Source organism: Bacteroides salyersiae WAL 10018 = DSM 18765 = JCM 12988 (genome assembly GCF_000381365.1).
Classification (GTDB): domain Bacteria; phylum Bacteroidota; class Bacteroidia; order Bacteroidales; family Bacteroidaceae; genus Bacteroides; species Bacteroides salyersiae.
The window spans coordinates 806657-821472 of the sequence record NZ_KB905467.1; the positions used below are offsets into that span (position 1 = coordinate 806657).

Genomic DNA, 14816 nt, shown 5'->3' on the forward strand with positions numbered 1-14816 from the left:
AAGGCATTATGAAAAGAGCGTATCCGTGCCCATAGCTTAAGGATGGGCATGGGTTTTGAAAATTTTGACCTAATAGGAGCTGGCCTATGGATTCGGTAATTCGCCGGATCTTCAGTTCTTGTTAGGTTGTGTTTTTTTTAAAAGGTATCAATAACCTAAACCAAGCAACATGAATAAAAAACAAATGTGGTTCATCGCCCTGGCATTTCTGGGTGTAGGGACAGTGTCGGCTCAAACGGAGACGGCAGAAGGTACTTCTCCATGGACGAGAGAAGGAAATTTAGGGTTGAAACTGACCCAAGTAAGTTTGACAAACTGGGCTGCCGGTGGTGATAACTCCGTAGCTTTTGACTTTCAAGGCGCTTATCAGGCCAATTATAAAAAAGGAAAACATCTTTGGAACAACCGGCTTGAACTGGCTTACGGATTGAACAGGACCGGCGAAGACGGGACGAAGAAAGCCAATGATAAAATCTACCTGAACTCTAATTACGGATATTCTATTGCAAAAAGCTGGTATGCCAGTGCATTTGCTACTTTCCAGACGCAATTCTCGCCCGGATATGATTATAGTATAAGCAAGGATATTTCTGTTTCCGAATTTATGTCCCCTGCCTATCTCACCACCGGATTGGGATTTACTTATGAACCGAATAAGATTTTCACCGTGGTGTTGTCACCGGCTTCTTGGCGCGGAACGTTTGTGCTGAACGATCGCCTGTCCGATGAAGGGGCTTATGGGGTAGATCCGGGAAAGCATCTGTTATCCAGTTTCGGAGCTAATCTGAAAGGGGAAGTGCGGTATGAATTCATGAAGAATATGACGGTTTATTCTCGTCTGGATTTATATTCCGATTACCTGCACAAACCGCAGAATATCGACGTGAACTGGGAAGTACAGATCAATATGGCCATCAATAAATGGTTCTCGACTACTCTGACCACTAATCTGGTGTATGATGATGATGTGAAAATTGCACAGAAAGACGGAACGAAAGGACCGAGAGTGCAGTTCAAAGAAATATTAGGAGTGGGGTTACAATTTAATTTCTGACTGATTGAATTATGAATTCTGATTTATGAATTATGCCATGCGGTATGACAACGCAGTTGTAATTCATAAATCAGAATTCATAATTCGGAAATCATTTTCCTTTTTTCATTCCTTTATAAATCAGGAAACCAACGATGAATACGCCGACGGCGATAAAGAAATAGCCTATCTCATGGCTGTATTCAGTTACGCGTGCCAATAGCTGTTCTTCACTTTCGATACCCGGAACGGATGCTAAATTGTATCCGATGGCGGCAAGGATCGCATTCCATAAACCGGCACCAAGAGTGGTGTATAGCAGGAAAGTGCCGAGCTTCATACGTGCCAGTCCTGCAGGAATGGAGATTAACTGACGTACGGCAGGAATGAGACGGCCGATAAAAGTGGAAAGAGCTCCATGCTTGTCGAAGTATTCTTCGGCATGTTGCACTTTAGCTTCATCGATAAGGCACATATGTCCGAAACGGCTGTTGGCAAACTTATAGACGATGGGACGTCCCAGCCAGTAGGCCAGATAGTAGTTGATGATCGCTCCGATATTTGCACCGAGAGTAGCGAACAATACTACGAGATAAACATTCATCTCATCGTTTACTGCTGCTTTGTAGGCGGCAGGAGGCACGACCACTTCGGACGGAAAAGGAATAAAAGAACTCTCGATGGCCATTAACAGAGTAATAGTCCAGTAGTTAAGGTGATCGAGACACCATTGAATAAAGGCTACAGATTCCATTTGCTTTCTATTAATATTGGGTTTTAATCATTTTCTTTTTCATCCGGATATTCATTTTCATCTTCATCTTCATCCTCGTCTTCATCCGAATCCTCATTCTTGAATTCATCGATTTCCTGTATAAATTGATCGATTTTCTTTCGCATGCCCCCATCGACACAATCCAAAGCCATGGCTTCCTGAACATCTCGTAGGTTGAGAGGCGGATCCAGTAGCTGATTGTATTTTTCGAATCCTTTATAATCTTGCTGGATCAGACAGAGAGAAGCCAGGCGGATATCGATACTCGGATGTTCCGGTTCTAATCTTTTGGCTTCTTCGAGACACATGCGTGCATTCTCCAACATATTGCAATTTAGATAGTAATTGCCTATTCGTATCAGTGTTTCCGCTTCGGGGGCACAGCGTATGGCAACTTTCCAAGACTCTTTTGCTTTATCGATTTCTTTTTCTTCCAGATAAATATATCCTTCCTGTAGATAGAGTTCTGCGCTTTCGGGCGTCTTTTCCTTTGCTCTTTCGCAGATTTGATGAGCCTCTTCATATCTACCCATTTTGGAAAGGCAGTATGCTTCATTGCTGTATATATCTGTCAAGATAGGGGATTCCTCGTCTCCGATAAATTTTAAAGCCCGTTCGTAGTTTTGATAGCCCAGTTCCCAGTTTTCCAGATGAGTGTAGGCCAATCCGATAAACATATGGGCGAATTCGGGAGGAATACTTTGGCCTTTGAGTGCCAACTGATACTCTTGGATAGCTTTCGATTCATTCTCCAAGTGGAAAAAGCTATGGGCTTTCATGAGGTGGGCTTCTCCAAAATTCTCATCGGCAGCCAGGGCAAAATCGCAGGCTTCAATGGTTTTCTCAAATTCTTGCCGGTTAAAATGAGATTTGGCCAATCCGGTCCAATAGGACGGGTCGTAAGGATTTTTATCTATCAGTTTGTTATAGATATAGATTGCTTGCTCGTCGTGATCGCCACTGCGGTAACAGTCCGCCATAGCGGCCAGAAAATCCTCTTCTTCTTTGTATTCCTCTATGCCGAGCGTAAGCCACGATAATGCTTTTTCGGGATATCCCATGTCCATATAGAGGTAAGACACATCAAGAATGGTGTTTAGCGATTCCTTGTCTTCAATAGAATCGAGCAATTTTTCCGCTTCATCCAGATTACCTTCGTTCAGCAGGATTTCGGCTTTCAGCAACTTGACTTCCGTTTCGTAGTTTTCGGTTATGCATTCGGCTACGTTCTTGGCTTTCTGGAGTTTCATGGTGTCCAGATACAGATAAGCCTGTTCTACCATGAGGTCGGTATGTCCCGGATGAAGTTCCAGGCCGTAGCTGATTACTTCCTGTGCTTCATCAAAGCGCCGACTGAGGGCATATCTGTCAGCAATATCCGCGAGTTGGTCTCCATCCAGATAAAGTGGTTTGTTTTCTTTTTTCGCCGTTTCGTAGTCGGCTATGAGTTCGTTTAGTTCCTGATCTTTATCAGATGAATTATTTTTTCTTGCCATGTGATGTAGTGATAAGTGATTAGTAATTAATAATGTAATGATAAGTGATTAGTGATTAGTAGGCTACGCTATATGCTGCATTGCACTAATCACTTATCACTTATCGCTTATCACTATTTGTTAATTTTCCCCCATGTATCTTTCAACCCTACGGTACGGTTGAATACTAACTTGTCGGGAGTGGAGTCTTTGTCTATATTAAAATAACCGATTCGCTGGAATTGCAGATAAGAGAGATTAGGCAGGGTGGCTACGAATTTTTCGACGTAGCAGCGGTTAAGTATCTGCAATGAATCGGGGTTGATAATCTCTTTCATGGCTTCCAGGGCTTCGCAGTTTTTGGCTTCGCGGATGGCGGCCAGTTCGTCGCGTGGATTTTCTACTTTCCAGAGACGATCGTAAAGGCGTACTTCGGCAGGCAGGCAATGGGCGCAACTGAGCCAGTGCAGTGTCCCTTTGACCTTGCGGTTTGCATCGGGCATGCCGCTTTTGGTATGCGGGTCGTATTCACAGTACACTTCGGTTATCGTTCCGTTTTCATCTTTTTTGCAGCCTGTACACTTCACGATGTAGGCATTTTTGAGACGTACTTCCTGGCCCGGAGTCATTCGGAAATATTTTTTCGGAGCATCTTCCATGAAGTCTTCGCGTTCTATCCACAGTTCACGGCTGAATTCGATGGTATGGCTTCCGGCTTCCGGATCTTCGGGATTGTTGATGGCTTCCAGCTCTTCCACTTTGCCTTCGGGATAGTTGGTGATTATCAATTTTACCGGATTCAATACGGCGGAAACACGGGTTGCACGAATATTCAGATCTTCGCGAACGGCACTTTCCAGCAGCGCGAACTCATTAAGCGCATCGTAGGTGGTATATCCTATTTTATCAACGAACTTACGGATGGACTCCGGGGAGTATCCGCGACGGCGGAATCCGCAGATGGTAGGCATACGGGGGTCGTCCCAGCCGTTCACCAAGCCTTCTTTCACCAGAGTAAGCAGGTTGCGTTTACTCATCAGGGTATAACTGAGGTTTAACTTGTTGAATTCGTACTGGCGGGGGCGGTTATCGTTCAGGTCGTTGCCTTCTTTGAGCCAGTCGATAAACAGGTCGTACAGTGGACGGTGCACGACGAACTCCAACGTACAGAGTGAATGGGTAACTCCTTCGAAGAAGTCACTTTGTCCGTGTGCAAAGTCGTACATCGGGTAGGCTTTCCAAGTGGTTCCGGTACGGTGGTGAGGATGTTTCACCACACGATAGATAATCGGGTCGCGGAAGTGCATATTCGGGTTTGCCATGTCGATTTTGGCACGGAGCACCATAGCACCTTCTTCGATCTCGCCACTGTTCATCTTGCGGAACAGGGTAAGGCTCTCTTCGACAGGACGGTTGCGGTAAGGGCTTTCGGTTCCCGGTTGGGTGGGAGTTCCTTTTTGTGCGGCGATTTGTTCGGAAGTCTGCTCGTCGATGTAGGCTTTTCCTTCTTGGATCAACCGTACGGCAAAGTCCCAGAGTTGCTGGAAATAATCGGATGCATAATACACATTTCCCCACTCGAAACCCAGCCATTTGATATCTTCTTCGATGGCTTCTACATACTCTACGTCCTCTTTGGTCGGGTTTGTATCGTCGAAACGAAGGTTGCACACGCCACCGTGACGGGCTGCCAGACCGAAATCAAGGCAAATAGCCTTGGCATGGCCGATATGAAGGTAGCCGTTCGGTTCCGGCGGGAAACGTGTCTGCACCTTTCCTCCGTTTTTACCTTCTTTTAAATCATTTTCTACAATTTGCTCAATAAAGTTGAGGCTTTTCTTTTCGCCTGTAACCTCTTCGTCCTTAATATCTGTCATAGCGTTTAAATAAGTTATGAGTTACGAGAGATAATAACTGCTGAAGATGACTCGTAACCAAATATGCTACAAAAGTATGATATTTTTTTCGTATATCCTTATTTCACCGGAATATATCCGCTCTTTTTTATTATATCCTGTCCTTCGCCGGAGAGAATAAAGTCGATGAGAGGGGCTACTGCTTCTTTGTTGTTCGCATTATAGTAATAGTAAAGGGGACGCACGATAGGGTAAGTTTTATTTGTCGCGTTTTCCACACTGGGATGGGCATAATGCATGCCGTTATCGTAGGATACGGCTAATGTTTTGACACGTGGTGATACATAGGCCAGACCGACATAGCCGATAGCACCTTTGGTCTGGCTGACAGATTGAATCACGGCACCGGTGGCGGGCATGGAAAGGCTGCCGGACATGTAGTTCTTGTTCTTCAGTACGCTTTCTTTGAAGAACTCGTAAGTTCCCGAAGAAGTCTCGCGGGAGTAAACGATGATTTTCCGGTTTTCACCTCCTACCTGTTGCCAGTTGGTGATTTTACCACGGAAGATGTCTTCCAGTTGCTGACGTGTAAGCTGTTTTACCGGATTGGAGGGATGCACCACCACGGCCAAGGCGTCATAGGCGACAATCGTCTCTTCTATATCTGTTTGGACGGCTTTAGCTTTCATCTTTTCACTGAACTTGATGGGACGGGAAGCCATGGCAATGTCTGTTGTGTTGTCCATCAATGCGGCGATACCCACACCGGTTCCGCCTCCGGTGACGGTGACGCGCGCATCGGCATGTTTGTTCATGAAACGCTCTGCAGTTTGCTGGGCAACCGGAAGGACGGTATCACTACCCTTGATGCGTTGGGCATGGAGACTGGTAATGGCAAGGGAAAAAAATAGAAATAATATACTTTTTACTTTCATGGGAATGATGAATTATGATTTAATATACATGAACTGACTATTATTTGAAATAGATTCAACTTATGGGTTTTATGAATGATAATTTATGGGGGCAATGACTGATTGCGATGGCAAATTAAAGGAGAAGATGTTACATTGCTGTTTCAAAATCTTCTTCGGTATTCATTGTAACAGGATTGTAATATGTTTGAAACAATTCCTTCAAACGATGTTCACACCGTCTTAACATAATACCCTTTCCTTTGCATCAGAAATCAACAGGTATGAAGAAGATTTTTGAAAAGATAGTGGAAGGAATATTGACTTGTAGCGGTTTTGTTACAAGTATTACGATCCTGCTTATCGTACTGTTCTTGTTTACCGAAGCATTCGGGCTGTTTGGCAGTAAAGTGATAGAAGAAGGATATGTTCTCGCTTTGAATAAGGAGAATAAGGTCAATCAACTGAGTCCGGCTCAGATAAAAGATGTTTTCGATGAAGAGATAACGAACTGGGAAGAACTCGGTGGGGAGAATCTCCCTATCCGGGTTTTCCGTTTGGAGGATATCACCCGGTATTATACGGAAGAAGAATTGGGGGATGCTTATCAACATGCCGGGGCATGTATTACGAAACTGGTTGAAAAGACTCCGGGAATTGTTGCTTTTGTTCCGCAGCAGTTTATCACCGAACCGGAACAGGTGCATTTTATCAAAGACAATACGATTTCTGTGAAAGACGTGTTTGCAGGCGCTGAGTGGTTTCCTACGGCAACTCCGGCGCCTTTATTCGGCTTTTTACCTTTGATTACGGGCACGTTGTGGGTGAGTCTTTTTGCGATTCTTATAGCGTTGCCTTTCGGACTTTCGGTTTCTATTTATATGTCCGAAATAGCCGGTTCGAAAGTGCGTAAATGGTTGAAACCTGTTATTGAATTGTTGAGTGGCATACCATCGGTGGTGTACGGGTTCTTCGGGCTGATTGTAATAGTGCCGTTTATACAGAAGGTGTTCGATCTCCCGGTGGGAGAGAGCGGGTTGGCAGGAAGCATTGTGCTGGCTATCATGGCATTGCCTACCATTATTACCGTTACGGAAGACGCCATGCGTAATTGTCCGCGAGCCATGCGTGAAGCGAGTCTGGCTTTGGGAGCTTCGCAATGGCAGACTACCTATAAAGTGGTTATTCCGTATTCTATTTCCGGCATAACTTCGGGGGTGGTACTGGGCATCGGCCGTGCTATCGGTGAAACAATGGCCGTGCTGATGGTAACCGGAAATGCTGCGGTGATTCCGACTACTATTCTGGAACCTCTGCGCACCATTCCCGCTACTATTGCTGCCGAACTGGGAGAAGCCCCTGCAGGAGGCCCTCATTACCAGGCTTTGTTCTTGCTGGGGGTAGTGCTGTTCTTTATTACATTAATAATCAATTTTAGCGTGGAATATATTTCGTCCAAAGGTGTGAAACGCAGCAAATGAAAACGGATAGTACACTTGATGAAGGTTAGCAATATATCAGATGCGAACCAACACTATATCAAGTGAATGCTGACAATATATCAGATGTATGCTAACAATATATCAAATGAATGCCGACAGTGTATCAGATGAAAAAGAAAAATAAATAGAGATGGAAATAACAAGTAATAATAAAGCCAAACGCCGTTCGCAGAAGATCGCTTTCGGAATATTCCGTTTGTTGAGTGTATGCATCGTCTTGATTCTTTTTACGATATTGGGTTTCATTATATATAGAGGTGTCGGTGTCATCAGTTGGGATTTTATCTTTTCGGCACCTACCGATGGTATGACGGGAGGAGGTATCTGGCCCGCTATTGTAGGTACATTTTATCTGATGGTAGGTAGTGCGCTTTTCGCTTTTCCGGTGGGGGTGATGAGTGGCATTTATATGAATGAATATGCTCCGAAAGGGAAACTCGTTCGTTTTATACGTGTGATGACAAATAATCTGAGTGGTATTCCGTCTATTGTATTCGGGCTTTTCGGTATGGCTTTGTTTGTGAACTATCTTGGTTTTGGCGATAGCATACTGGCCGGTTCGCTGACACTGGGATTGCTTTGTGTACCTTTGGTGATCCGTACTACGGAAGAGGCCTTGAAGGCGATTCCCGATAGTTTACGCGAGGGAAGCCGGGCTTTGGGGGCTACTAAATTACAGACTATCTGGCATGTTATTTTACCGATGGGAGTTCCTAATATCATAACCGGACTGATTCTTGCTTTGGGACGTGTATCCGGCGAAACGGCTCCGATATTGTTTACTTGTGCGGCTTATTTCTTGCCGCAGTTGCCTACAAGTATTTTAGATCAGTGTATGGCCTTGCCCTATCACCTGTATGTGATATCGACCAGTGGGACAGATATGGATGCCCAGCTACCGTTGGCCTATGGCACGGCGTTGGTACTGATTGTGATCATATTGCTGATAAATTTATTGGCAAATGCATTAAGAAGATATTTTGAGAAAAAGGTAAGAACAAATTAAAGAGACAGATGGATTTACGATTAGACGATTTACGAATTACGATTGAAGTTAGATAAAGAGATTTTATGATTAGACGATTTACAATTGGAGATAAATGGATTTACGGTACTATAAATTGCAATACAACTCGAAACGAAATGCGATGCAATTCAAGACAGTTGTAATATCAATCGTAAATTGTAAATCGTCTAATTGTAAATAAAAAGAATGATATTTTTATGATAAATGCCCGTGATGTAAATTTTTGGTATGGTGACTTTCATGCTTTGAAAGGGATCAGTATGGAGATAGAAGAGAAGTCCGTAGTTGCTTTTATCGGCCCTTCCGGATGCGGTAAATCTACTTTTCTCCGCCTGTTTAACCGTATGAATGATTTGATTCCTGCCACCCGTCTGACAGGAGAAATCCGTATCAATGGTGAGAATATCTACGATAAGGGGATAGAAGTAGATGAACTACGGAAAAACGTAGGAATGGTTTTTCAGCGTCCGAATCCTTTTCCGAAAAGTATTTTTGAAAATGTTGCCTATGGCTTGCGTGTAAATGGAGTGAAAGACAATGCTTTCATCCGTCAACGGGTGGAAGAGACCCTGAAAGGTGCTGCGCTTTGGGATGAGGTGAAAGATAAGTTGAAGGAGTCGGCGTACGCTCTTTCCGGCGGACAGCAGCAGCGCCTTTGTATTGCCCGTGCAATGGCTGTTTCTCCTACGGTTTTGTTGATGGATGAACCGGCATCCGCACTCGATCCCATTTCTACTGCAAAGGTGGAGGAGCTGATTCATGAGTTGAAGGAGCGATACACCATTGTGATCGTGACGCACAATATGCAGCAGGCTGCCCGCGTTAGTGATAAAACGGCTTTCTTCTATCTGGGGCAAATGGTGGAATACGACGATACAAAGAAAATTTTTACAAATCCGGAAAAAGAGGCAACACAGAATTATATTACCGGGAGGTTTGGGTAGGAATCTATGTGGATGTCGGGTCCGGTATTCCTTAATTTTTAAATTTTTAATTATTTCATACTATGGTAAAGTTTATAGAATCGGAGCTCATTCTGCTTAAAAAAGAGATTGACGAAATGTGGACACTGGTTTATAATCAGTTGGATAGGGCAGGAGAGGCTGTACTCACGCTCGATAAAGAGTTGGCTCAACAGGTTATTGTCCGTGAACGGCGGGTGAATGCTTTTGAGCTTAAGATAGACAGCGATGTGGAGGATGTGATTGCTTTGTATAATCCGGTAGCCATTGATTTGCGCTTTGTGCTTGCAATGCTCAAAATAAATACCAATCTGGAACGCCTGGGAGATTTTGCCGAAGGAATTGCCCGTTTCGTATTGAAGTGTGAAGAGCCTGCATTGGACCCGGACTTACTGAAACATCTGCGTTTGGAGGAGATGCAGGGGGAGGTGCTCTCTATGCTCGAACTGGCAAAACGTGCCTTGAATGAGGAAAGTATCGAATTGGCAACATCGGTTTTTGCGAAGGATAATCTTCTGGATGAAATCAATGCCGGGGCTACCTCCGTTCTTGCCGGCTATATGAAAGAACATCCGGAAAGCATGCTTTCCTGTCTGAATCTTGTCAGTGTATTCCGTAAGTTGGAACGCTCCGGAGACCATATAACGAATATTGCCGAAGAAATTGTGTTCTTCATTGATGCAAAGGTGCTCAAGCACAGCGGAAAGACGGATGAACACTATCAGGAAAAGTAACATTTTGAAACTTTTTATACAAAAATTAGTGCTACTTAAAAAAATGTTCTATATTTGTCTCCTGTAACGGGTAAGTTACAGGAGATTTTTCTTGAAATGATAATAAATCCAAAGATTTTTCAAAAAGATGTTATAAGACATGTTTTATAATTTGGTTCATAACAGGAAAAGGACCTATATTTGCACCGTTATCCTGAAAACAATCTTTTTACCTTAAAAAAAAACTAATACCTATTGAAAACTGAGAAATGGAGCTTTGTGAAAAGCCCCATTTTTTTTGCGTCTATAGCTCATAACAATTAACACAGATTATTTGTTTAGTCCACGTTTATCGGTTTCAATTTTGTATCTTTGCATCTATGATTAATGAGTATGTTTTGAAGCGTATTCTTCAATCATAGATAGTGAATCGTTAAATTATTAATAATAAACCGCTTTATGTTTTCCGGAATAGTAGAAGAATATGCTACCCTTGTAGCACTGGTGAAAGACCAGGAGAATATACACTTTACCTTCAAGTGTTCGTTTGTGAATGAACTGAAAATCGACCAAAGTATTTCACACAATGGGGTGTGTCTGACAGTAGTTGATCTTACTGATGATACCTATACCGTGACTGCCATGAAAGAGACTCTGGAACGTTCCAATCTCGGGCTGCTGAAGGTAGGTGACAAGGTGAATGTAGAACGTAGCATGATGATGAACGGCCGTTTGGACGGGCATATCGTGCAAGGACATGTGGACCAGACCGCTACTTGCGTGGATATAAAGGATGCGGATGGAAGTTGGTATTTCACGTTCAAATATGCATTTGACAAAGAGATGGCGAAACGTGGATATATTACTGTAGACAAAGGGTCGGTAACGGTAAATGGTGTTAGTCTGACAGTATGTAACCCTACGGATGATACCTTCCAGGTGGCTATCATACCTTATACTTATGAGCATACCAATTTCCATACTTTCGTTATTGGCAGCATAGTGAATATCGAGTTTGATATTATCGGTAAATATATCAGTCGGATGATTGTCTGATTGATGAATCATAATTTATAAGTCACATGGATTTTCAGCAATTAGTCAATTCCCGGCAAAGCGACCGTGCTTATGACAAGGAGCGTCCGGTAGAGCCGGAAAAGTTAGTTCGTATATTAGAAGCGGGGTGTCTGGCTCCTTCGGCTTGTAATGCGCAACCGTGGAAGTTTGTGGTAGTCACAGATAAGGATTTAGCCGGTAAAGTGGGAAGGGCGGCCGCCGGATTGGGAATGAATAAGTTTGCTAAAGATGCTCCCGTACATATTTTGATTGTAGAAGAATCTGCCAATATCACCTCTCTGCTGGGAGGGAAAGTGAAAGACAAACATTTCCCTTTGATTGACATAGGCATTGCTGCTTCCCATATGGTTCTTGCCGCAGAAAGCGAAGGCTTAGGCTCATGTATTCTTGGCTGGTTTGATGAAAAAAAGATCAAGCAACTGACTGGTATTCCCTCTTCCAAGCGGTTGCTGCTCGATATCATTATCGGCTATCCTCTGAAAGAGAAACGGAAGAAAATCCGCAAGGCAAGGGAGAAGGTGGTCTCATATAATAAATACTGAAATAGTGACTGGTGAGTAGTGGTATCACTACTCACTATTTTACAGTTCTTTCAGTAATACCTTGCTTGCCTTCTTGTAATATTCTTCTCTTGATTCCACCAGAATCCGCCATTCATCACTGAATTCCACTTCTTTATCGATTTTGAAATTCTCGGAGCCATAGGTATCCAGCCGGTCAAGTACTACTGCTACATTCAATTGGTTGAGATCCATAGAGGGCTGGTAGGCGATTTCTTCGCTTTTCTGATCGGTTACTACCTCATGTATCAGGTTGATTTCCTGTAATTGATACAACGTTTGGTTTGTAAGCCGGATCGGGATCTGGTGTTCTTCTGATATCTCTTCGGCTGTATAAGGTGGCTCGTTACGTTCGAAACGTTTGGCTATGAGAGACATGATAAGAATAGATATGAAGTCGCGGTAACGACGGCTGATGTTTTGTGTATCTTTATCGAAGCTGAAGTTTCTGAGGTTCTGTCCGGCATAAGTCAGTTCGGCACCGAACAGGCAAATGGTCCAGGATATTTGCAGCCATAACAGAAACATCGGCAGCGCGGCGAAACTTCCATAAATGGCATTGTAGCGCGATACCCATAACTGACTACTGATGTATAGGAACTGGAATGCCTGATAAGCAGAACCGGCAAGAATACCCGAAATGAGTGCATGCTTAAACTTTACCTTCGTGTTGGGCATAAAGATGTAAAGCCCTGTAAACATAAACCAAGTCAGTACGAAAGGGATAAGCCGTATCAGAAATTTTATGATAGGAGCCAGCAATACGAAATCCTCTATTTGCTTCAGCATAGTACTCATGAAAATAGAAAGACCGCCTGATACGACAATCAGAATAGGCATTAATAGGAACATGGAGAAGTAATCGGTGATTTTGCGATACATGCTTCTTGCTTTCTTTACTCCCCAGATGCGGTTGAATGTAATTTCGATGTTGCTTACCAGATTGATGACTGTCCATAACAGCATGATTAAACCCACTCCGATAAAAATTCCGCCTTTGGTTTGTGATAAGTAAGAGTTTACGAATTCAAGGATCGTATCGGAAGCTTCCGTTGCCCCTCCAAAGCCGTTGCGGAATTGATGCTCCATGATGGTGGATACGCCGAATCCCCGCGCAATGGCGAATACGATGGCGAGTATGGGCACAATGGCAAGCAGTGTGCTATATGTCAATGCAGAGGCTTTATTGACGATACGGTCTTTCGTGAAGCGGTTGATACAGAGGTAAATGGTTTTAATGACGTTATAAACCGAAAATTTGGTTCTGGTCACTTCGTCCTCCGTGATGCGCCAGATATCATAAGTGATGAATTTCCATATATCGGTTATTTTTTTCTTCATGGCATTCATTTGGAATTATAGTTGAAAAAAAGCAGTCAGCCTGTAAGCCGAGTTCTGTATCCTGTTGGATGAAAGTATTAATTTTTTTCATTCCTTAAATCCGTTCATTCAACAAGATGCCTGTCATTTATCTGAGTGGCATGTCACCATACCACTTTAGCGGTCTACCCTCCGACATGGAGCGAGCAACTCTCATAACGCCGGTATACATGACCTTACAACTCCTAAGACGTACAGCCCGACATGTCACCATGCGGCTGGTGGGCTCTTACCCCGCCTTCTCACCCTTACCTCTCTCCCCGAAGAAAGAGGGGCGGTCGTTTTCTTCTACGTTACTCTACCCTCGCGGACAGCTTTCTGTTAGGAAGTAGGATGCTCTGTGTTGCCCGGACTTTCCTCCTGCGCCGAAACGCACGCGACAGGCCGGCCAACTGCTTTATGAGTGCAAAAGTACGTCAATTATTTGTTTTTTGCTAAAAAACAAACACAAACTTCTTCTTTATTGTTCGTTCAATTCTTATCTTTGCTATTAATTGTGTAGAAGTTAGAAGGCATTATTCAATGAAGATACGTATCCTTTTTATTATTCTGTGGTGTTTCATGATTTCAAACATGAAAGCAGGAGAAATTTGTTCCGTTTTTGCCGATTCAGCTTATGCTATTGTCAATGTCTCCGTTTGTAATATGCGGGATGAGGGTAAATTTACTTCCGGTATGACTACTCAGGCTTTGCTGGGAATGCCGGTGAAGGTGTTGCAATATACCGGTTGGTATGAGATTCAGACACCGGACGATTATACCGGATGGGTACACCGGCTGGTGGTTACCCCCATGTCTAAACAGAGGTATGACGAGTGGAACCGTGCGGAGAAAATTATTGTGACGGCCCATTATGGTTTTACATACGAGCGGCCGAATGAACATGCACAGACTGTTTCGGATGTAGTGGCGGGTAATCGTTTGAAATGGGAGGGGAGTAAAGGGCATTTCTATCGGGTTTCTTATCCTGACGGCCGATTGGCTTATATCTCCAAATCGATAGCCAAGCCGGAAACAAAATGGCGTTCTGAATTGAAAATGGATGCACAAAGTATTATCCGTACAGCGTATACAATGATAGGTATTCCTTATTTATGGGCAGGCACTTCTTCGAAGGGAGTCGATTGTAGCGGTCTGGTGCGGACGGTGCTCTTTATGCACGATATCATTATTCCCCGGGATGCTTCACAGCAGGCTTATGTGGGGCAGCGTATCGGTATTGCTTCCGATTTCAGTAATATAGAGCCGGGTGATCTTATATTCTTCGGCCGGAAAGCAACGGCAGACAAAAAGGAAAGCGTGTCTCATGTCGGTATTTATCTGGGTAATAAGATGTTTATACATGCGCTGGGCGATGTGCACATCAGCAGTTTCAATCCGGAAGATAAAGAATACGATGCATTCAATACCGGCCGGTTGCTCCATGCCGTTCGTTTCTTGCCTTATATAAATAAGGAAAAAGAATTGAATACGACCTTTACGAATCCATATTATAATTAAATGACGGGTGAAGAATAGGAACTGTCGGCTACCTGTTACTAA

13 protein-coding genes and 1 other RNA gene are annotated in these 14816 nt (G+C 43.6%); 8 read left to right on the plus strand and 6 right to left on the minus strand.

The features are described 5' to 3' along the window. Positions 1-169: 169 nt before the first annotated feature. Positions 170-1054: a DUF3078 domain-containing protein gene (locus tag HMPREF1532_RS14640; RefSeq protein ID WP_025819534.1), complete on the plus strand. Its 885-nt coding sequence runs from the start codon at positions 170-172 to the stop codon at positions 1052-1054. A 91-nt stretch (positions 1055-1145) separates the two neighbouring features. Here the strand turns inward: HMPREF1532_RS14640 and HMPREF1532_RS14645 are convergent, their stop codons facing one another. The 4 genes from HMPREF1532_RS14645 to HMPREF1532_RS14660 all read right to left on the minus strand — a co-directional run bounded on the left by HMPREF1532_RS14645 (position 1146) and on the right by HMPREF1532_RS14660 (position 6074). Further along, the gene (locus HMPREF1532_RS14645; protein WP_005931082.1) at positions 1146-1787 is read right to left on the minus strand and encodes a DedA family protein; all 642 of its coding nucleotides are present in this window, start codon (positions 1785-1787) and stop codon (positions 1146-1148) included. A 23-nt stretch (positions 1788-1810) separates the two neighbouring features. Beyond that, entirely contained in the window at positions 1811-3304 is a 1494-nt protein-coding gene (locus tag HMPREF1532_RS14650) for a tetratricopeptide repeat protein (RefSeq protein WP_005931084.1), read from the minus strand. A gap of 113 nt (positions 3305-3417) precedes the next feature. Further along, positions 3418-5160 carry a glutamine--tRNA ligase/YqeY domain fusion protein gene (locus HMPREF1532_RS14655; RefSeq protein WP_005931086.1) on the minus strand — a complete coding sequence of 581 codons (1743 nt, stop codon included), beginning with the start codon at positions 5158-5160 and terminating at the stop codon, positions 3418-3420. Between the two features lie 98 nt (positions 5161-5258). Then, positions 5259-6074, minus strand: coding sequence for a PstS family phosphate ABC transporter substrate-binding protein (locus tag HMPREF1532_RS14660; protein WP_005931088.1), 816 nt, complete (start codon positions 6072-6074; stop codon positions 5259-5261). A 263-nt stretch (positions 6075-6337) separates the two neighbouring features. Between HMPREF1532_RS14660 and pstC the strand changes: the two genes are divergently transcribed. The 6 genes from pstC to HMPREF1532_RS14690 all read left to right on the plus strand — a co-directional run bounded on the left by pstC (position 6338) and on the right by HMPREF1532_RS14690 (position 11876). Then, the gene (gene pstC, locus HMPREF1532_RS14665) at positions 6338-7534 is read left to right on the plus strand and encodes a phosphate ABC transporter permease subunit PstC (protein ID WP_025819538.1); all 1197 of its coding nucleotides are present in this window, start codon (positions 6338-6340) and stop codon (positions 7532-7534) included. A 151-nt stretch (positions 7535-7685) separates the two neighbouring features. After that, on the plus strand, positions 7686-8561 hold the full coding sequence (gene pstA / locus HMPREF1532_RS14670; RefSeq protein ID WP_005931092.1) for a phosphate ABC transporter permease PstA: 876 nt from the start codon (positions 7686-7688) through the stop codon (positions 8559-8561). A 218-nt stretch (positions 8562-8779) separates the two neighbouring features. Next, positions 8780-9526: a phosphate ABC transporter ATP-binding protein PstB gene (gene pstB / locus HMPREF1532_RS14675; RefSeq protein WP_005931094.1), complete on the plus strand. Its 747-nt coding sequence runs from the start codon at positions 8780-8782 to the stop codon at positions 9524-9526. Between the two features lie 62 nt (positions 9527-9588). Beyond that, complete coding sequence (gene phoU / locus HMPREF1532_RS14680; RefSeq protein ID WP_005931095.1) at positions 9589-10278, plus strand: phosphate signaling complex protein PhoU; 690 nt, start codon at positions 9589-9591, stop codon at positions 10276-10278. Positions 10279-10716: 438 nt separating this feature from the next. After that, positions 10717-11313: a riboflavin synthase gene (locus HMPREF1532_RS14685; protein ID WP_005931096.1), complete on the plus strand. Its 597-nt coding sequence runs from the start codon at positions 10717-10719 to the stop codon at positions 11311-11313. A gap of 26 nt (positions 11314-11339) precedes the next feature. After that, complete coding sequence (locus HMPREF1532_RS14690) at positions 11340-11876, plus strand: nitroreductase family protein (protein ID WP_005931099.1); 537 nt, start codon at positions 11340-11342, stop codon at positions 11874-11876. 39 nt (positions 11877-11915) lie between these two features. Here HMPREF1532_RS14690 and HMPREF1532_RS14695 read toward each other — a convergent pair whose 3' ends face one another. Next, the gene (locus HMPREF1532_RS14695) at positions 11916-13235 is read right to left on the minus strand and encodes a YihY/virulence factor BrkB family protein (RefSeq protein WP_005931102.1); all 1320 of its coding nucleotides are present in this window, start codon (positions 13233-13235) and stop codon (positions 11916-11918) included. A gap of 27 nt (positions 13236-13262) precedes the next feature. Beyond that, positions 13263-13670, minus strand: an RNA gene (rnpB, locus tag HMPREF1532_RS20595) — RNase P RNA component class A. A 126-nt stretch (positions 13671-13796) separates the two neighbouring features. Here rnpB and HMPREF1532_RS14700 point away from each other — a divergent pair. Next, the gene (locus HMPREF1532_RS14700; protein ID WP_005931104.1) at positions 13797-14774 is read left to right on the plus strand and encodes a C40 family peptidase; all 978 of its coding nucleotides are present in this window, start codon (positions 13797-13799) and stop codon (positions 14772-14774) included. Positions 14775-14816: the final 42 nt, after the last annotated feature.

Excerpts from the sequence above, each read along its gene's own strand:
- HMPREF1532_RS14640 (WP_025819534.1), top strand. The coding sequence starts at position 170 with ATGAATAAAAAACAAATGTGGTTCATCGCCCTGGCATTTCTGGGTGTA.
- HMPREF1532_RS14645 (WP_005931082.1), bottom strand. The coding sequence starts at position 1,787 with ATGGAATCTGTAGCCTTTATTCAATGGTGTCTCGATCACCTTAACTAC.
- HMPREF1532_RS14650 (WP_005931084.1), bottom strand. The coding sequence starts at position 3,304 with ATGGCAAGAAAAAATAATTCATCTGATAAAGATCAGGAACTAAACGAA.
- HMPREF1532_RS14655 (WP_005931086.1), bottom strand. The coding sequence starts at position 5,160 with ATGACAGATATTAAGGACGAAGAGGTTACAGGCGAAAAGAAAAGCCTC.
- HMPREF1532_RS14660 (WP_005931088.1), bottom strand. The coding sequence starts at position 6,074 with ATGAAAGTAAAAAGTATATTATTTCTATTTTTTTCCCTTGCCATTACC.
- pstC (WP_025819538.1), top strand. The coding sequence starts at position 6,338 with ATGAAGAAGATTTTTGAAAAGATAGTGGAAGGAATATTGACTTGTAGC.
- pstA (WP_005931092.1), top strand. The coding sequence starts at position 7,686 with ATGGAAATAACAAGTAATAATAAAGCCAAACGCCGTTCGCAGAAGATC.
- pstB (WP_005931094.1), top strand. The coding sequence starts at position 8,780 with ATGATAAATGCCCGTGATGTAAATTTTTGGTATGGTGACTTTCATGCT.
- phoU (WP_005931095.1), top strand. The coding sequence starts at position 9,589 with ATGGTAAAGTTTATAGAATCGGAGCTCATTCTGCTTAAAAAAGAGATT.
- HMPREF1532_RS14685 (WP_005931096.1), top strand. The coding sequence starts at position 10,717 with ATGTTTTCCGGAATAGTAGAAGAATATGCTACCCTTGTAGCACTGGTG.
- HMPREF1532_RS14690 (WP_005931099.1), top strand. The coding sequence starts at position 11,340 with ATGGATTTTCAGCAATTAGTCAATTCCCGGCAAAGCGACCGTGCTTAT.
- HMPREF1532_RS14695 (WP_005931102.1), bottom strand. The coding sequence starts at position 13,235 with ATGAAGAAAAAAATAACCGATATATGGAAATTCATCACTTATGATATC.
- HMPREF1532_RS14700 (WP_005931104.1), top strand. The coding sequence starts at position 13,797 with ATGAAGATACGTATCCTTTTTATTATTCTGTGGTGTTTCATGATTTCA.